Annotated in this window: 14 protein-coding genes; 4 read left to right on the top strand and 10 right to left on the bottom strand. The window is 63.6% G+C overall.

Going from position 1 to position 18,508, the window contains the following annotated elements:
• Nucleotides 1–190: 190 nt before the first annotated feature.
• The 5 genes from BC360_RS14000 to BC360_RS13980 form a co-directional block, all read right to left on the bottom strand.
• The gene (locus BC360_RS14000; RefSeq protein ID WP_065795617.1) at nt 191–2,617 is read right to left on the bottom strand and encodes a GcvT family protein; all 2,427 of its coding nucleotides are present in this window, start codon (nt 2,615–2,617) and stop codon (nt 191–193) included.
• 244 nt (nt 2,618–2,861) lie between these two features.
• Complete coding sequence (locus BC360_RS13995; protein ID WP_065795616.1) at nt 2,862–3,416, bottom strand: sarcosine oxidase subunit gamma; 555 nt, start codon at nt 3,414–3,416, stop codon at nt 2,862–2,864.
• Nucleotides 3,417–3,426: 10 nt separating this feature from the next.
• Nucleotides 3,427–6,384: a sarcosine oxidase subunit alpha family protein gene (locus tag BC360_RS13990; protein ID WP_065795615.1), complete on the bottom strand. Its 2,958-nt coding sequence runs from the start codon at nt 6,382–6,384 to the stop codon at nt 3,427–3,429.
• A complete protein-coding gene (locus BC360_RS13985; RefSeq protein WP_065795614.1) occupies nt 6,381–6,659 on the bottom strand; it encodes a sarcosine oxidase subunit delta in 279 nt (92 codons plus the stop codon). The genes BC360_RS13990 and BC360_RS13985 overlap by 4 nt, the downstream gene beginning before the upstream one ends.
• An 83-nt stretch (nt 6,660–6,742) precedes the next feature.
• Nucleotides 6,743–7,993, bottom strand: coding sequence for a sarcosine oxidase subunit beta family protein (locus BC360_RS13980; RefSeq protein ID WP_065795680.1), 1,251 nt, complete (start codon nt 7,991–7,993; stop codon nt 6,743–6,745).
• Between BC360_RS13980 and BC360_RS31545 the strand changes: the two genes are divergently transcribed.
• Together BC360_RS31545 and cysQ are read left to right on the top strand one after the other, a co-directional pair.
• Nucleotides 7,992–8,210, top strand: coding sequence for a hypothetical protein (locus tag BC360_RS31545; RefSeq protein WP_139110034.1), 219 nt, complete (start codon nt 7,992–7,994; stop codon nt 8,208–8,210). The two genes, BC360_RS13980 and BC360_RS31545, sit on opposite strands and share 2 nt — an antisense overlap.
• Nucleotides 8,211–8,223: 13 nt before the next feature.
• Entirely contained in the window at nt 8,224–9,000 is a 777-nt protein-coding gene (cysQ, locus tag BC360_RS13975; RefSeq protein WP_065795613.1) for a 3'(2'),5'-bisphosphate nucleotidase CysQ, read from the top strand.
• A gap of 33 nt (nt 9,001–9,033) precedes the next feature.
• Here cysQ and BC360_RS13970 read toward each other — a convergent pair whose 3' ends face one another.
• From BC360_RS13970 to BC360_RS32145, 4 genes are all read right to left on the bottom strand, one after another.
• A complete protein-coding gene (locus tag BC360_RS13970; RefSeq protein ID WP_065795612.1) occupies nt 9,034–12,132 on the bottom strand; it encodes an efflux RND transporter permease subunit in 3,099 nt (1,032 codons plus the stop codon).
• The gene (locus BC360_RS13965) at nt 12,129–13,208 is read right to left on the bottom strand and encodes an efflux RND transporter periplasmic adaptor subunit (RefSeq protein ID WP_065783656.1); all 1,080 of its coding nucleotides are present in this window, start codon (nt 13,206–13,208) and stop codon (nt 12,129–12,131) included. The genes BC360_RS13970 and BC360_RS13965 overlap by 4 nt, the downstream gene beginning before the upstream one ends.
• On the bottom strand, nt 13,205–14,308 hold the full coding sequence (locus BC360_RS13960; RefSeq protein WP_065795611.1) for an efflux RND transporter periplasmic adaptor subunit: 1,104 nt from the start codon (nt 14,306–14,308) through the stop codon (nt 13,205–13,207). Before BC360_RS13960 ends, BC360_RS13965 begins: the two co-directional genes overlap by 4 nt.
• A gap of 202 nt (nt 14,309–14,510) precedes the next feature.
• Nucleotides 14,511–14,654, bottom strand: coding sequence for a hypothetical protein (locus BC360_RS32145; protein ID WP_161491376.1), 144 nt, complete (start codon nt 14,652–14,654; stop codon nt 14,511–14,513).
• 263 nt (nt 14,655–14,917) lie between these two features.
• Between BC360_RS32145 and BC360_RS13955 the strand changes: the two genes are divergently transcribed.
• Together BC360_RS13955 and BC360_RS13950 are read left to right on the top strand one after the other, a co-directional pair.
• Entirely contained in the window at nt 14,918–15,775 is an 858-nt protein-coding gene (locus BC360_RS13955; RefSeq protein ID WP_065795679.1) for an SDR family NAD(P)-dependent oxidoreductase, read from the top strand.
• Between the two features lie 94 nt (nt 15,776–15,869).
• Nucleotides 15,870–17,426, top strand: coding sequence for a VOC family protein (locus BC360_RS13950; RefSeq protein ID WP_065795610.1), 1,557 nt, complete (start codon nt 15,870–15,872; stop codon nt 17,424–17,426).
• A gap of 293 nt (nt 17,427–17,719) precedes the next feature.
• On the opposite strand, the gene BC360_RS13945 is transcribed toward BC360_RS13950, so the two are convergent.
• Nucleotides 17,720–18,283 (bottom strand): NADPH-dependent FMN reductase, encoded by a 564-nt coding sequence (locus BC360_RS13945; protein ID WP_065795609.1) that lies wholly within the window; start codon nt 18,281–18,283, stop codon nt 17,720–17,722.
• Nucleotides 18,284–18,508: the final 225 nt, after the last annotated feature.

The raw sequence follows: 18,508 nt of genomic DNA, 5'->3' as shown, positions 1-18,508 counted from the left end.
AGAAAAGCTAAAAAACGTGGGACCGGCAAAATCTTCGCCGATAAAATCGATTTGACGCTTTTGAAGTCAGAAAAAACAAAAAAAATGCACGCCTCGCCTGCGGGATAGTCAACTTTAGTCTAAAACGGCGAGCCATCCGGGCCGTGGATGAATCGGCAAGCAACAAGACCAGCTTGCCGGTTCGGCCGTTTCAGGCGCGCATGCGCTCACCGTTTGCGTCGAACAATGGGTAGGGCTGCAACCGCGCCGGCAGGATCTCGCCAAGCAGCTCGATCGCCCAGCCTTCCGCTTCATCGGCGATCTCCTTGGGCACGTAACCCAGGGCCACCGACACGCCGCTGGCATGGGCGTATCCGCCTGATGTCACCCATCCGCGCACGGCGCCGTCGAAATAGATCGGCTCGTCGCCGATGACATCGGCATCGCTCGTCTCCAGCAGGAAGGTGCGCAGTCGAAGCTGCCCGCCCTCTGCTTTCTCGCGGATCGCTGCCGCCTTTCCAATGAAATCCGCCGGTTTTCCGAGCGCCACGAACCGGCCGAGGCCGGCCTCCAGCGGACCGTAGAGCGGCCGAAACTCACGCGACCAGCTGCCGAAGGGCTTTTCGACCCTGAGCGCATTGAGGGCGCGAAGGCCAAACAGCCTGATACCGAACGCCGCTCCCTTCTCCAGGATCAGATCGAAAAGATAGCGCTGGTATTCCGGCTTCATCCAGATCTCGTAGCCGAGATCGCCGGTATAACTGACGCGACCGACGATCGCTGGCGCCATGCCGAGATCCATCCGGCGAATATCCATGAAGGCAAAGGCCGAATCACCGACATCGAGATGTGTCAGCGCCGCCAGCACGTCGCGCGCCCTCGGACCGGCGATCGACAGGCCGACCAGTTCCAGCTTCAACGGACGGATCGAGACCGAGCCGTCCGACGGCAGGTGCGTCTCGAACCAGCGCATATGATAATCCTCGGCGATGCCGGATCCGATCAGGAGGAAATCCTGCTCGCCGAGTTTGGCGAGGGTGAAGTCGCCGATCAGCTTGCCGTCACCCTTCAGCATCGGCGCCAGCGCCATCCGACCCGTCGCCGGAATGCGGCAGGCGAGCATCCGGTCGAGCCAGGCTTCCGCCCCCGCCCCCTTGATCTCGTATTTGGCAAAGCCGGAGGTCTCCATCAGCCCGACGGCGGCGCGCACCGCGCGGGCTTCATCGCCGACAGTGTCGAAGTCGGTCGAGCGGCGCCAGGAGAAGTGATCCTCGACACCGGGAGGCGCAAACCACAGCGGCGTTTCCAGGCCATAGGAAGCGCCGAACACGGCACCGGCCGCCTTCAGCCTGTCATAGATCGGCGTCGTCAGCAGCGGTCGTGCCGCCGGCAGCTCCTCGTTGGGGTAGCGGATCGAGAAGCGACGCGAATAGTTCTCGCGCACCTTGGCGTTGGTATAGGCGAGCGTGGCGAAATCCCCATAGCGCGCCACGTCCATGGCAAAGACGTCGAAGCCGGGATCGCCCTCGATCATCCAGTTGGCGAGCGCCAGGCCGACGCCGCCGCCCTGGCTGAAGCCGGCCATGACGGCGCAGGCCGACCAGAAATTGCGCAAGCCCCGCACCGGCCCGACCAGCGGGTTTCCGTCCGGCGAGAAGGTGAAGGGACCGTTGATGACCCTCCTGATGCCCGCCTTGTTGAAGGCCGGGAAATGTCGGAAGCCGACCTCAAGCTCAGGCGAGATGCGGTCGATGTCTTCCGCCAGCAGTTCGTGGCCGAAATCCCACGGTGTCGTCACCGGCGACCAGGGGCGGCAGGCCTTTTCATAGGTGCCCATCAGCATGCCGTTGCGCTCCTGGCGCAGATAGATCTCGCCGTCGAAATCGACGCAATGCATCAGCTCCTTGCCGCGCGTCTGGTTGAACTCGATGACCTCGGGCATATCCTCGGTGATGAGATACATATGCTCCATCGCCAGAACAGGCAGTTCCAGGCCGACCATGCGACCAACCTCGCGCGCCCACAGGCCCGCGGCATTGACCACATGCTCGGCAATGATTTCACCCTGATTGGTGATGACGCGCCACGACCCGTCCTCGCGCTGCACCAGATCCTCGACCTTCGTGTGCAGATAGATCTCGGCGCCATTCTTCTTGGCAGATTTGGCATAGGCATGCGTCGTGCCATAGGGGTCGAGATGCCCCTCGACCGGATCGAACACCGCGCCGACGAACTGATCCGGATCCAAAAGCGGCATCAGATCGTGCGCTTCCTTTGGCGTCAACAGCTCGGCCTCGAGCCCCATGTAGCGGCCCTTGGCGAGGATCGACTTCATCCAGTCGAAACGCTCCTTGGTCGCAGCCAGCATCATGCCCGACGTCATGTGCAGGCCGATGTCCTGACCGGAATATTCCTCGATCTCCTTGTAGAGCTCGACGGTGTATTTCTGCAGCTTGGCGACGTTGGGGTCGCCATTGATCGTGTGCATGCCGCCGGCTGCGTGCCAGGTCGAGCCGGAGGTCAGCTCCGATCGCTCGACAAGCACCACGTCGGTCCAGCCGAACTTCGTGAGGTGGTAGAGGATCGAGCAACCGACAACACCGCCACCGATCACGACGACTCTGGCATGGCTTTTCATGCGCGCACTCCGCTTTCCCGGGCATCCTGACGAAGCGCGGCTCAGTTTCTAGGGGAAAAGGATCAGGCACGACTGCCGCCCGCCCATGTCTGTTCCGGCACGGGGAACGGCAAGTGGCGAACGGGGAAAGCCTAGTCAGAAAGACGGCCGCGATAAAGACGTGGCTGCGAAGGAGGCTTGTCCGTTTCCGCCATCTGCTGGCGGATCGGCGACCCAAATGCGGCATTCGATGCCGCATTTGTTTTTAGTCGGAAAAAGCGGCCGATAGGTCGAACGCGCGGCCCATCGTCATCAGGTCGTCGAACAGCGATTCGGCAAAGCTGCGCGAAACGATCAGTTCGAAGATATCCTCGCCGGTACGCGCCAGGTTGATGGCGATATGGCCGCAAAGCACATTGGTGCTGCCACCGAGCGCAAAGGCGCCGGGGTGGAGATCGACGCCGACGCCCTTGGCAAGGACCCGCCGCGCGCACGGCCCGGACAGACGCATAAGAACGCGGCCGTCGCTCTGGTCGACGACATGCGCCTGCGTACCGCAAAGCATGTCGAGACGGCGCATGAGGCCGATCGGTGTGTCGACCTCGGATACGACCAGCCACTCGCCGGGTCCGCAATAGCGCAATGACAGCTCCGGCGTCGACGAAAGCGCCCGCTGTACGGCCGCTTCAAGCCCGACCTGGGCAAGCACTGTCGCGATCGCCTGCCAATGGCCGACCTCAAGGTGATCCGCATTTACGGGCTTCGGCGTGCCCCGCAGCTTCTGGTCGAGCGCATGGCGGTTGTTGTAGTCGCGAACCATCACCGCCTCCTCAGGCTTTCAGCTTCGTGTTCTGGGGATCGACGAACACCGGGTCGCAGACCTCGGCGATGACCTCGTGATCGCGCAGCTTGTCCCAGACGACGACCTTCTCGCCATAACGTTCGCGCCCGGATTTGAGGAAGGCGAGCGCGATGTGGTGCCCCAGAACCGGTGAGTAGCCGGCGGAGCTGACCCAGCCCTGATCGTTGAGGGTCGACGGTTTCATGCCTTCCTTGAGAAGATGGGCGCCCGCGCGTATGTCCTTGTCCTTGTCCACCGGCTTCAGCCCGACAAGCTGCATGCGGTCTGCCGCCGTCAGGCCGTAGCGCGCCGACAGGTGCTTGCCGATGAAGTCGGGCTTCTGCGCCGAAAACATGCGCCCAAGCCCGGCATCGTCGGGCGTCACGCGACCGTCGAATTCGGCGTGGGTCAGCAGACCTTTCTCCAGCCGCAGCACGTTCAATGCCTCGACGCCATAGGCGCAGACATTGTGCGCCCTTCCCGCCTCCATGATCTGGTCAGCAACCGCTTCGCCATAACCGGCGGGAACCGCGAGCTCGAAGGCGAGTTCACCGGAAAAGGAAATGCGGAACAGCCGGGCATTGATGCCGCCGCGAAGAGCCATTGCCCGTGCCGACAGGAACGGGAACGCCGTTTCCGAAATGTCCTCGTCGACCAGTTGCTGCAGCACCTCGCGCGCCTTCGGGCCGGCAATGGCCATCTGCGCCCATTGATCGCTGGACGAGCAGAACCGCACCTTGAGGTCGGGCCACAGCACCTGCGCGCAATAATCCATGTGGGACATGACGGCGCCGGCCATGGCAGTGGTCGTCGTCACGAAGAAATGGTCGTCCGAAAGCCGGCTCACCGTACCGTCGTCGAAGACGAAGCCGTCCTCGCGCAGCATCAGCCCGTAACGGGCCTTGCCGACCGGCAGCTTCAGCATGGCGTTGCAGTAGAGGCGGTTGAGAAACTCCGCCGCATCGGGCCCGAAAACCTCGATCTTGCCGAGCGTCGACACATCGCAAAGCCCGACATTGGCACGGACGTTGAGAACCTCCCGATCGACGCTTTCCCGCCAGGTCTTTTCGCCGGCGCGCGGGAACCAGGCCGAGCGGAACCAGAGCCCGGAATCAACGAAGGTCGCACCGTGCTTCTTCGCCCATTCATGCAAGGGCGACTTGCGGGTCGGTGTCGCGTGGCTGTCGCGGGCTGTCCCCGCCAGCGCACCGAAGGAGACCGGCGTGTAGAACGGCCGGAACGTGGTCGTGCCGACCTCGGCCGGGCTCACCCCGCGCATGCCGGCGAGAATGCCGACCGCATTGATGTTGGAAAGTTTGCCCTGGTCGGTGGCCATGCCGCTGGTGGTATAGCGTTTGGCGTGCTCGACATGACCGAAACCCTCGCGCAGCGCGAGGCCGAGATCCTTGGCATGCACATCGTTCTGGAAATCGACGAAGGCTTTCGACTTGGCGCCCGGCACATACCAGAGGGCTGCAAACGAAGGGTCCGCCTCAGTCTCGGTGACCGGCAGCGGCGCCGCGGCGGCGTTGAAGCCCAGTTCCGCGGCCATCGCCGTCGCCGTCTCGGCGCCATCGCGCAGGCAACCGGCAAGCGTGTAGACACCATTGGCCGCGCCGACGACGCGAAGGGTGTCGCCGACATCGGGTGCTGCGAATGCCTTCAACGCATCCGACCACACCGGCCGCGCGCCCCGCTGGCAGGCGAGATGAACGACCGGGCTCCACCCTCCGGACATGCCGAGCGCATCGCAGGCAACGAGTTCCTCGAAACCCGAGCGCTCGACGACGATGCCCGACAGCCGTTGCCGACCCTTGGTGTCGACGATCGCGCCCGAACGGATCACGCGCACGCCATCGGGCGCTGCGTCGCTGGCCTCCGGCCGACTGTCGATGATCGCCGAAACGGTCACACCCTTCGCCGACAGGCCCCGCGCCGTGCGATAGCCGCTGCTGCCGCTGGTGAAGATCGCGACCGACTTGCCGGCAGAAACGCCATGGCGATGGGCGTAGGTGCCAATCGCTCCGGCCATCATCACGCCGGGGCGATCATTGCCGCCAAACACCAGCGGCCGCTCTTCGGCACCGGTCGCCAGCAATGCACGCTTGGCGGCGATGCGCCACACGCGCTCGGTGGGCAGCTTGGCCGATGGTTCGGCCACGTGCTTCTGCACCCGCTCAACGGCCCCGAAGACATTGTCGTCATACCAGCCGAAGACCGTGGTGCGCGAAAGCAGGGTGACGTTTTCGAGCGACTGCAGTTCGGCGACGATCCGCTCCGCAAACGCCGGCGCCGACGCGCCGTCGACCGTTTCGGTTTCCGAGAGCAGCGATCCGCCGAGGCGAAAATCCTCGTCCGCAAGGATAACGCGAAGCCCGGCGCGGCCGGCCATCAGGGCCGCCATCAAACCCGCAGGGCCACCACCGACGACAAGCAGATCGCAGAAGGCCCAGGATTTTTCGTAGCTTTCAGGATCGCGTTCGAGCACCGCCCGCCCGAGACCTGCTGCCCGCCGGATCACCGGCTCATAGAGCTTTTCCCAGAGCTGCCGCGGCCACATGAAGGTCTTGTAGTAAAAGCCGGCACCGAGAAACGGCGAAAGCAGGCCGTTGACCGCACCGACATCGAAACCGAGCGAGGGCCAGCGGTTCTGGCTCTTCGCCGTCAAGCCGGCATAAAGCTCGACGACCGTCGCCTTCGTGTTCGGGTCGCTGCGGACACCCGAACCGAGGGTCACAAGCGCGTTCGGCTCAGATGGCCCGGCGCTGACGATGCCGCGCGGCCGGTGGTATTTGAAGCTGCGGCCGACCAGCAACTGGTCGTTGGCAAGCAGGGCGGACGCGAGCGTGTCGCCGGCAAAGCCGCGCAGCGGCCGACCGTCGAAGGTGAAGCTCAGTGCCTTGCTGCGATCGGCAAGACCGCCGGAGGACAGGCGATAGGCCGTCATCGCTGGGCCTCCCGCGCGGCGACTACGCCGTCGACGGCCGAATAGACCTCATGGGTGACCGTGTCGCGCTCGACGACCAGGAAACGGCGACAGCCGGCAACATGATGCCAATGTTCCAGCGTCCGGCCCCGCGGGTTGGCGCGCACATAGACATAGTCATGCCAGGCTTCATCCGACGCCGTGGGCGCGGGCCGAATGAGCGAGGCATCGCCGCGGATTGCGAACTCTTCCTTCGGGCGGACCCCGCAATGGGGGCAGGTGATCAGGCTTGCCATTGTCTTCCGTATCCTGGAGCCTCAACCTGGCTCCCTCAATATTCCTGGTCAGCCGGATGTGTCGTCATCCGGCTTGCGCCGATCTAGTGCAGATTGGGCTGCGGCCCGGCCCCTGCCTCGTCGACCGCATAACCGCGCGCGAAACGATCGAGCCGCAGGGCGCGCGCCACCGGGTGGGTGTCGTTCCTGGCGATCAGATGCGCGAAACAGTAGCCAGACGCCGGCGTCGCCTTGAAGCCGCCGTAGCACCAGCCGCAGTTGAGGTAGAGGTTGTCGATCGAGGTGCGATCGATGATTGGCGAGCCGTCCATGCTCATGTCCATGACGCCGCCCCAGGCGCGCAACACCCGAACGCGCGACAGGCCGGGGATCATCGACACCCCCTCCTCCATCACATGCTCGGCTGTCGCCAGATTGCCGCGCTGGGCATAGGAGGAATAACCGTCGATCTCCGCGCCGAAGACCAGTCCGCCCTTGTCCGACTGCGAGATGTAGAAATGTCCGCCGCCATAGACGATCACGTGATCGATGCACGGCTTCAGCCCCTCGGTCACAAAAGCTTGCAATACATGGCTTTCGAGCGGCAGCTTCAGGTCGGCCATCTCGCCGACGCGCGAAGAATTGCCGGCCGCCGCCAGCGCCAGCTTGCCGCAGCCGATGAAACCCTTCGACGTCTCCACCCCGGTGACGACGCCGTTCTCGCGGCGAATGCCGGTGACTTCGCAATGCTCGATGATGTCGACGCCGTGCTGGTCGGCCCCGCGGGCATAACCCCAGGCGACGGCATCGTGGCGGGCGGTACCCGCACGGCGCTGCAGAAGGCCGCCGAGAATCGGGTAGCGCGCATGATCGTAATTGAGGAAGGGGATCATCTTCTTCAGCTGTTCGCGCTCGATGAGCTCGGCCGAGACCCCTTCCATCCACATCGTATTGCCGCGCCTGACATAGGCGTCGCGCTGGGCGTCGCTGTGGTAAAGCATGATGACGCCGCGCTGCGACAGCATGACGTTGTAGTTCAGGTCCTGCTCCAGCCCTTCCCAGAGTTTCATCGAGAATTCGTAGAAGGATTCGTTGCCCGGCAGCATGTAGTTGGAGCGCACGATCGTCGTGTTGCGGCCGACATTGCCCGATCCGAGATAGCCCTTCTCGAGCACCGCGACGTTCTTCACGCCGAATTCCTTGGCGAGGTAATAAGCGGTCGAAAGACCATGGCCGCCACCGCCGACAATGATCACGTCATAATGGGATTTCGGCTGCGGCTGCCGCCATTGCGGTTTCCAGTTCAGGTTTCCGGAAAGGGCGTTCCTGACGATCGAGAATGCGGAATAACGCATGAAGGCATCCAGTTCAGTTGCGTCGCCACATTTGCACAGCCGACGCGAGGAGCAAAGATGCAAGCTTCTCGCAGGTGCAAAAATCAAGCTGCCGTTTTGCCGCAAGGCCGGAAAATTCGCCACACTGGCGCTTGGCGAGAAGACATTTTGCCGGAACCGTCGAAAACTATGGGCAACTTCCGTCGCCGAGTGTGGTATGGCGCCGATGAAGACCTGAAAGACGACAAGCAATGCTGCACATTCTGCAAAAGACCGCGCTCGCCGCCGGGCGCGCAATCCTCGACATTTACAATTCCGGTCCGGCAGTGACCTACAAGCCCGACTGTTCGCCGGTGACGGATGCCGACGAATGTGCCGAGCGCATCATCCTGGCCGATCTTGCCGCCGCTTTTCCGGAGATTCCGGTCGTGGCCGAGGAATCGGTTGCGGCCGGTTCCATCCCCGAGATCTCAGGCAAATCGTTCTTCCTCGTCGATCCGCTCGACGGCACCAAGGAATTCATCGGCCGCCACAACGACTTCACCGTCAACATCGCGCTCATCGAAAACGGCGCGCCGGTTGCCGGCGTCGTCTATGCGCCAGCACTCGGTATCCTCTACGCCGCGGCCGGCGGCAAGGCGTTGAAGGTAGTGGTCTCCGAAACCTTCCAGGTCCAGCCGGAAACCGTGATCGGCTGCCGCAGTCGCGGCGATCGGCTGGTGGCGCTGGCGAGCCGTTCGCACAACAGCGCCGAGACCATCGCCTATCTCGCCGAACATGGGGTCACCGACTACGAGGCCGTCGGCTCCTCGCTCAAATTTTGTCTGCTGGCCGAAGGGCTTGCCGACGTCTATCCGCGCTTCAGCCGTACGATGGAATGGGACACGGCCGCCGGCGATGCCATCCTGCGTGCGGCAGGCGGCGAGACGCTGACGATGGAAGGCACGCCGCTCACCTATGGCAAGCGCAACCAGAAAAGCGACAGCGATTTCGCCAATCCCTGGTTCGTCTCGCGCGGGAAGATCTGAGACCGCCGTCAGCCTGAACCGGCGGAGCCGGGATCAGACCGGCACCGCCTCGCCGTCACTCGACGTCGTCGCCCCATCGGCAGCGCGGTTCTCGGCCGGTGGCTTGATACGGAACCAGGCGAGATAAAGCGCCGGCAGGAACAGAAGCGTCAGCACCGTTCCGACGATGATGCCGCCCATCATCGCATAGGCCATCGGCCCCCAGAAGATTTCCCTCGCAATCGGGATCAGCCCGAGGCTTGCGGCGGCTGCCGTCAGCATGATCGGCCGCATGCGATGTTCGGTCGCCTCCCGCACCGCATCCCAGGCGGCCACCCCTTCCCTTCGCAGATCCTCGATCTGCACGACGAGGATGACCGAGTTGCGAATGAGAATGCCGATCAGCGCCAGCACGCCGAGGATGGCGACGAAGCCGAGCGGTGCGCCACTCGGCAGCAGCGCCGCGACGACACCGATCAGCGCCAGTGGTGCCACCGCAAAGACGAGGACCAGACGCGAGAAACTCTGAAGCTGGATCATCAGGATCGTCGCCATGGTGAACAGCATCAAGGGCACGACGGCGGCAATCGGCGCCTGGCTCTTGGCGCTTTCCTCGATCGTGCCGCCGATTTCTATTCTGTAGCCGTCGGGAAGGCCGGCGCCAAACGCCGCCACCTCCTTTTCCAGCTGCGCCGAAACCGTCGACGGCTGCGCCGAGCCGTTGATCGCCGCCTTGACCGTGATCGTCGGCAGGCGCGAACGGCGCCAGACGACCGGCTGCTCCATCTCGTAGCGGAAGTTGGCAACGGCGGCCAAGGGCACGGAATTGCCGCTGGCGCCGGGAAGCTGGAGATCGCGTAGCGTCTCGATCGACTGCCGCTCGGATTCACGCGCCCGGCCGACGACGTCGATCAGGTAGATGTCGTCGCGCACCTGGGTGACGGTCGTACCGCCGACGATGCCGTTGAGCGCCGTTGCGATATCCTGCGAGGTGACGCCGAGTTGGCGCGCCTTGTCCTGCAGCACATCGACCTTGATCATGCGTGCCGGCTCGTTCCAGTCGTAGACGATCTCGCCGAGCAGCGGATTGCGTCCGAGAACGGTGCTGAGCTCGAGCGCATGTTTGCGCACCTGATCGATATCCGGCCCGCTGACGCGATACTGGATCGGACGCCCGACCGGCGGGCCGATGTCGAGCAGCTTCACATAGGCATCCGTTCCCGGGAACGTCTGCTTGAGATAGGCCTGCAGATCGGCGCGCACCTTGTCGCGGACGTCGAGCCCCTTGGTGACGATGATCATCTGCCCGAACGACGGATGCGGCGGCTGCACGTCGAAGGACAGCACGAAACGCACCGCCCCCTCGCCGACATAGCTCGACCAGCGCAGCACATCCTGGTTGCCGGCGAGCTTCTCCTTCTCGAACTTCGCCATCTGCGCATTGGTCTTCTCGATCGAGGAATTCTGCGGCAGCGACCAGTCGACAATGATCTCGGGTCGGTCGGAGGACGGAAAGAATTGCTGCTGGACGAAGCCCATGCCGAAGACCGAAAGGCAGAAGACCGCGACCGTGGCGATGATCGTCGTCCAGCGCCAGTGCATGCAGAGGTCGAGCAGCCTGGAAAACAGTCGCCCGATCCGACCCTTTTCGCCGGCATGCTGCTTCATCGTCTTCGGCAGGATCGTAACGCCCAGCAGCGGCGCGAAGATCACCGCCACGATCCACGAAACGAGCAGCGAAATCGCGATGACGACGAACAGCGTGAAGGTGAACTCCCCGGCGGCGCTGTTGTTGAGGCCGATCGGAATGAAACCGGCAACGGTGACGAGCGTGCCCGTCAGCATCGGAAAGGCGGTCGAGGTATAGACGTAGGTCGCCGCCTTGCGCAGCGAATCGCCGACCTCAAGCCGCGCCACCATCATTTCCACCGCGATCATCGCATCATCGACAAGCAGGCCCAGCGCGATGATCAGCGCCCCGAGCGAAACGCGCTGCAGCGAGATGCCCCAATAGGACATGAAGACGAAGGTAATCGCCAGCGTCAGCGGGATGGAAAGCGCCACGACAAGGCCGGCGCGCATGCCGAGGCTGACGAAGCTGACCGCAAGGACGATGATCACCGCTTCGAACAGCGCCTGCGTGAAGCCGGAGACAGCCTCTTCGACCACGAGCGGCTGGTCGGACACGAGATGAATGTCGACGCCGACCGGCAGCCTCTCTTCCAGGAGCGCGATCTTCTCTTCGACCGCCTTGCCGAAATCGAGCAGGTTCGAGCCCTGCTTCATGCCGATCGCCAAGCCGATCGCCGGTTTGCCCTCGAAGCGGAACAAGGCGGACGGCGGATCGACATAGCCGCGGCTGATCGTGGCGATGTCGCTCAGGCGAAAGAAGCGGTCGTTGACCTGCAGGTTAACGGAACGGATGCTCTCTTCCGATGAAAACTGGCCGCCGACGCGGATGCTGACACGTTCGCCTTCGGTCTGGATGACGCCCGATGGCGATACGGCGTTCTGGGCCTGCAGCGTCTCGATCACCTGCTGCTGGTTGATGCCGAGTGCCGCGAGCTGGCGCGGCGAAAACTCGAGGTAGATCACCTCGTCCTGCGCGCCGATCAAATCGACCTTGCCGATATTCGGCACCGTCAGGATATCGCGGCGCGCATCCTCGACATAGTCGCGCAGCTGGCGCTGGGTCAGCCCGTCGCCGGTGAACGCGTAGATATTGCCGAAGACGTCGCCGAAGCGGTCGTTGAAGGCAGGGCCGACGACGCCGGAAGGGAACTCCCCGCGAATGTCGTTGATCATGTTGCGAACCGTGACCCAAGTCGCCGCCACATTGCGCGCCTTCGTCTCCGGTTTCAGGTTGACGAAGACCAGCGTCTGGCCCGGCGTCGTCATGCTCCTGGTGTAGTCGAGCGACTCCAGTTCCTCGAGCTTGCGCTCGATGCGCTCGGTGACCTGCAGCGTCGTTTCCTCGACCGAAGCGCCCGGCCAGGCGGCCGAGATCGTCATCGTCTTGATGGTGAAGGACGGATCCTCCTCGCGGCCGAGCTCCACATAGGAGGTGATGCCGAGCACGACGAAGACGATCATGAAGTACCAGACCATGGAGCTGTGATCGAGCGCCCAGTCCGAAAGGTTGAACTTCTTCATGAACGCGCTCCGTCGGAAATCTTCACCTTCTGGCCTTCTTCGAGGCTGTGCGCGCCCGCCGTGGCGATCCGCTCCCCCGGTTTGAGCCCGGCGTTGACCGGCCTCAAGCCGCCGACATCGGCCCCGACGTCGACTTCGCGCGCCGCGACATCGCCGCCTTGTTCGTTGACGATCCAGACGAAGTTCTTGCCCTCCCGCTCGAACACGGCGGTTGAAGGAACGAGCATAAGTTCGTGCTCGGAGCCCTGGCGCGTCGCGGTGATGGTCGTTCCCAGCCTGAACCCGACCGGCGGGTCGTCGAGCGCGATCTTTACGCGTCGCGTCCGGGTGACAGGGTCGGCCGCCGGCGCGACCTCACGCACCGTGCCGTTGACCCGCAGGTCCGGATTGATCTGCAGCGCCACCGAAAACGGCGTGCCGATCGGAAACAGCGCGATGCCGTCGGGTACGTCGACGACCGCGTCGCGCTCGCCCGGCCTGGCGACGGTCACCACCATCTCGCCTGCCGACACCACCTGGCCGACCTCTGCCCCGGTCGCGGTAACGATGCCGTCGAAATTGGACTTCAGCTTGGTATAGGAGAGCTGCTCCTCGGACTTCGAGAGCCCCGCCGTCGCGCGTATCAGCGAAGCCTGTGCCGCCTCGCGGGCTTGCTGGGCGCTATCGACGGTGGCTTGCGATTCAGTGTCGGTCTTCAAGAGGGCGGTCAGGCGTTCTTCGGCCGCCGCCGCGTTGGCAAGCGTTGCTTCCGCACTCGCCAGATCGGCCTTGGCGGACCGCAGCGCCAGTTCGAAAGCGGTCGGGTCGAGCGCCGCAAGCTCGGCCCCGGCGACCACCTCATCCCCGACCGTAACATCGCGAGCGACCAGCCGACCGATCACCCGGAAGCCAAGCTCCGTCTGCACCTTCGGCTGCACCGTTCCGGCAAAGCTCGCGGCCGCGTCGACGCGCTGGCTGACCACCATCGACAGCACCGGACGAACGACGCCGGTCGCCTGCTCCTCTTCCTTCTGGCAACCGGCCAGCAGAAGGACAGCAACCGGCACGACCAGACGATTGAATGTCGACCAGCTCATTTCGCCTGCTCCTCTGCCACCGCATGCACCGCCAGGCCCGGGCGCAGGAACTTAGCCCCCTCCGCCACGACCCTGTCTCCGACCGAAAGCCCGGAGGCGACCAGTACCCGGCCGCTCTCATAGGTCTTCACCTCGATCGGCTTGAGACCGACCGTGCTGTCCTTGGGATCGACGATCCAGACCGCCGGCTTGCCGTCGACGGCGGTGAGCGCCGTCCACGGCAGCGCGATGACCTTGGCGGGTTCGAAGCGGGCGACGCCCGTCACCGACGAGCCGAGCGTCATGCGCTCCGGCGTCTGTAGCATCGCCAGCTTCACCCGCACCGTACCGGCCTTGGCGTCGATGGTAGGCGAGATCTCGCTCACCCGGGCGATCGCCGTGACCGAGGGATCGCTGACCAACGCCAACGTCACGTCCTGGCTCGCCGGCTTCATGAACAACAGGCCCTCGTGAACGTTGAAGATGGCGTCACGCGGCCCGTCCTTGGCAACGGAGAACATGGTTTGCGCCGCCTGCACCACCTGCCCCGCTTCGGCATGTCGCGCCGTCACGATGCCGGCGGCGCTCGAACGCAACTCGGTATAGGAAAGGGCCGTGCGGGCCGCGCCGAGTTCTGCCTTGGCGGCATCGAGCGCACTTGCAGCGGTGCGTTCGGCGGTCTCCGCCTGAACGAGATCCCGCCGCGTCGTAAAGCCTTGCGTCATCAGAGTGTTTTGTCGGGTCAACGTGGCCGAAGCCTGCCGCAACTGCGCTTCTGCGGCCTTCACCGCCGCCTCGGACGCCTGAACATCGGCTTCCTGCTCGCGCGGGTCGATCTTCGCCAGCAGCTCGCCTTCATCGACATGGGCGCCGACATCGGCAAACCACTGCGTGACCTGACCGCTGACGCGAAAGGCAAGGTTCGCCTGCACATGTGCCACGACTTCGCCGGTCAAGGTGACAGTCTGCTGGTAATCGGTGAGTTGTGCTTCGACGATCCGGACGGTCGTTTCCGGCCTTTTGGCCTCTGCTTCCTGCTTCTGGCACGACGCCAGCAAGACGGTGGAAGCGAGCATGACGCCCCAACCACATTGCCGCACCCTGCATGTGAATTGCTTCATACGCTCCACCCGGCTTAGGCATTAATCGGGGCTGTTATCGTGATCCCTCAATATGCAAGATGCACACCGCGTTCATCGCGAGGATGCCAATAAAGTCGCATACTTGGCCGTCGTCTGGAAGTCCCGCAGTGGCAAACGGCGCTGCGACCGATGGTGGCAGCGCCACGCGACACACACTATGAAGAGTAACAAGGCGACGGCGTTATGCGCCTTCGCGCTTGGCAGCTTTAGCGATCAGGTTTCCCACCGAGCTCTCGTTGAAGGGTTTCTCGATCCTCGGGATGCCACGCAGATGTGCCGGGAAGATCTCAGCATCGCCGTAACCGCTGGCAAAGCTGAAACACATGCCGAAGCCTTCGCATGGGATGCGTTTGTCGTTGCGGGTTGCCGTTCCTGCATCAATCCATCCGATACCTGTTGCGGCAGGCCGCTTTGGCGACCATGGTCCTGATTGGAACTAGCGTGCACGGCCGGGGCGGCAAGGTTTCCCTGCCAAAAACGGATAGATTTCAGGTGCTTCATCGCTTCCGGCAACTGCTCGCGGCGATGGACAGCCGTCGCATCGCGCCCTATCTCTTGCATTCGATCCTGCCCGCTGGAGCCACCGCCATGTCTCATCCCGCCTTTGCCCCCGATCACCTTGCCGTCGTCACCGGTGCCGCTTCCGGCATTGGCCTTGCCGCCGCCTGCCGCTTCGCGCGGCTCGGCATGCGTGTCGTGCTTGCCGATCTCGAGGGTGAGCGCCTGACGCAAGCCGCAGTGGAGGTTGCTGACCTTTCGCCGCATGGCGCGGACTACGTTGCAGCCATCCCTGCCGACGTCTCTCGCCTGGAGAACATCGAGGCGCTGGAGCGCGCCGTCCACGAGCGCTTCGGGCCTGTCCATGTGCTGATGAACAACGCCGGCATTCAGCCAGGCAGCGCGATGTTTGGCCCACAGGCAAACTGGGAGGCCGTGCTCGCGGTCAATCTCTGGGGCGTTATCAACGGTTCGCGCGTCTTCGCACCGCCCATGACCGCCCACGGCCAGCCGGCGGTTATCATCAACACCGGCTCGAAGCAGGGTATCACCACACCGCCCGGCGACGCCGCCTACAATGTCTCCAAAGCCGGCGTGAAAGCGTTCACCGAGGCGCTGGAGCATGAATTGCGCAACATTGCGGGCGGACAGGTCCACGCCCATCTGCTGATCCCCGGCTTCGTCTATACGTCGCTCACGGCAAGTGGCCGCACGGAAAAGCCTGAGGGCGCCTGGACGCCGGATCAGACCGTCGACTTCATGATGGAAAGCCTTGAGCGCGGCGACTTCTACATCCTCTGCCCCGACAACGACGTCATCAGGTCGACCGACGAGAAGCGCATTCTGTGGGCCGCCGGCGATATCGTCGAGAACCGGCCGCCGCTGTCGCGCTGGCATCCGGATTATGCCGATGCCTTCAAGGCCTTCCTCGCCAAGGACCGGAGCTGACTTTTCCGCCCACGTTGACACAGCGTTCGCCGGCGCGGTTCTGGCGCGGCTGACCCGCATGTGGTTTGTGAGGCATGATATCGGGAGACGAAAAATGACGAGCGGCATCCACCACATCACGCTGATCGCCCGCAAGGTGCAGGCAAATGTCGACTTTTACGTCGGCTTCCTCGGCCTGCGCCTGGTGAAGCGAACCGGCGGCTACGAGGATGCCACCCAGCTTCATCTCTTCTATGGCGACGCCGAGGGTTCGCCCGGCTCGCTCGTAACCTTCCTGATGTGGGAAGACGGCGCGCCCGGACGTGTCGGCCACGGCCAGCCGAGCGAGATCGCCTTTGCCATTGCGCCGGAAAGCATCGGCTTCTGGCTGACGCGGGCGCTCCAGTACAACATCAAGATTTCCGGTCCCGCCCAAGAATTCGGCGAACCGGTGCTGCGGCTCAAGGACCCCGATGGCGTCATCGTCAAGCTCGTGGGCACCGACGCGCTGCCCGCTGCCGCACCCTGGAGCACGCGCGATATTCCCGAGGCGGACGCGATCCGGCGCCTGCGCGGCGCCACGATCCTGACCGAGCAGCCGACCGAATCCGCCCGTTTCCTCGCCACGCATTTCGGCTATGTCGAAACCGGCGCCACCGACACGATCCGCCGCTTCACCTCCCAATCGGGCGACATCATCGACGTGCGCGACGCCACCGGTTTCTGGACCTCGGCACCCGGAACCGGCACGATCGACCACATTGCCTTTCGCGCCCCGGACAAGGACACCGTGCTGAAGGTCCGCGACGACCTGAAGCACGACGATGCCGGCGCCATCAACGCCCATGATCGCAAGTACTTCTTCTCGCTTTATGTCCGCGAACCCGGTGGCTCGCTCTATGAGTTTGCAACCGACAAGCCCGGCTTTACCATCGACGAGCCCAAGGAGACGCTCGGCACGCAGCTGTTCATCCCTGCCCATTTTGCGGACCGGACCGCGGAAACGCTGGTCAGCCTGCCGCAGTTCGCGCTACCGGGCGAGCCGCGCCTGACGGAACGGGATCTTCCCTTCGTTCACCGCTTCTATCATCCTGATACGCCCGACGAGCGCACCTTCGTGCTCCTGCACGGCAGCGGCGGCAACGAGACGCAACTCCTTCACCTCGGCCATCAGGTGGACGGCCGGGCAACGCTGCTCGGGGTTCGCGGCCGTTCCACCGAAGAAGGCTCGCCGCGCTGGTTCCGGCGCTATTCCTCGACCACCTTCGACCAGAAGGACGCCCGCACCGAGGCCGACGCCTTTGCCGCCTTTCTCGAAGGCGCGCGCGACGGCTACGGCATCGATCTCGCGAAGGCCGTGTTCATCGGCTATTCCAACGGCGCCAATCTGCTGGTCGCATTGATGACGCTACATCCGGGGCTGATCCGGCACGTGGTGCTGATGCGCTCGATGATCGTGCTCGACGATATGCCGACGCCGGATCTCACTGGCACGGATATTCTGCTCCTGACCGGCCGCAGCGACAGCTACGGTGAGTTTGCGCCGCGCCTGAAAGCCGAGCTGGAGAAGACCGGTGCCAAGCTCACCGCCATCGATCTCGACATGGGTCACGAAATCGGTGCCCCCGACATCGCTGCCATCCAGCAATGGCTGGCAGAAAGCGGCGCTTGAGCGCTTGCGGGCCGTCGGCGGTTCGGTTCAGTGCAGACCGATAGACGGCGACCCGTTCTCTGCGTCATGCTCGGGCTTGACCCGAGCATCCGTGCCCCCGGGCTCTGAGCGCAAAACGGGTCCTTGCCCACAACCATTGTGGATCCTCGGGTCAAGCCCGAGGATGACAAAATTCAGTCTTTCGTGAGAGCATTTCTAGCAAAAAAAGCGAAGCGGTTTCCGTCAGTGCGTAAAAAGCAGGAGATGGCTTGTTGCCGTGGCCCCACCTAAAGCGGCCCTCAGGACTGGAGCCCCTACCTGCCGCTCTGCGCCCCGGCAAAATCGGCGAAAGCCTTGACGAAGGCGCGCAGGCGGTCGCCCGCCTCAGCGTCCGTCAGCACCCCATCCTGATTAAACAGGGTTTCCGCACGCGGCAGCATCAGCCGCTTGCCCGACCAGAGTTCAGCGCCGAGCGTGCGCATCACCGGAAGCCAGGCGTTCTGGCTGAGGATCGTGCCGAAATTGCCCGGCGACGCGCCCGCCAGCGCAAAGTGCCGGCCACGAAACACCTTGGCGATATCGGCGGAGGGCCGGCTCAACCAATCAATCGCATTCTTGAAAACACCCGGCATCGAATTGTTGTATTCCGGTGTGAACAGGATCACGCCATCAGCCGCCATGATCTTTTGTTTCAGCGCGGTGACAGCCTCTGGGATTCCGTCCCTGGCTTCCAAATCGCCGTCATAGAGCGGAATGCCGTGCAGCGTCGCGGTTTCGAATTCGACACCATCGGGCGCACCGGCAGCGGCAGCCATCATCAGGCCGGTGTTGAACGACGCCTTCCTGAGGCTTCCGGATATGCCGAGGAGTTTCACCATGATCTGACCCTTTTTTGCTTGTTGCCGCCATCATGGGTCGACGCGGCGGCAATGCCAATGGGATCAGAGGGATATAAAACGGAAAAAGCCGGGGACGAGCCCCGGCTCAGACCGCTGACAAACCCCTGGCACCGTCCAGGGGTTTATGATTCATTGGGACATGTTGAAGAAACCCGTTCCCGAACAGACGGCGCTCGAGATGGTGACGCTCGACAGTCTGGTGCC

Origin of the sequence: Ensifer sp. LC163, from assembly GCF_001695855.1 — a bacterium.
GTDB lineage: Bacteria > Pseudomonadota > Alphaproteobacteria > Rhizobiales > Rhizobiaceae > Ensifer.
The sequence above is the reverse complement of the archived record's forward strand: the minus strand, read 5'-3'. Positions and strand labels throughout refer to the sequence as shown.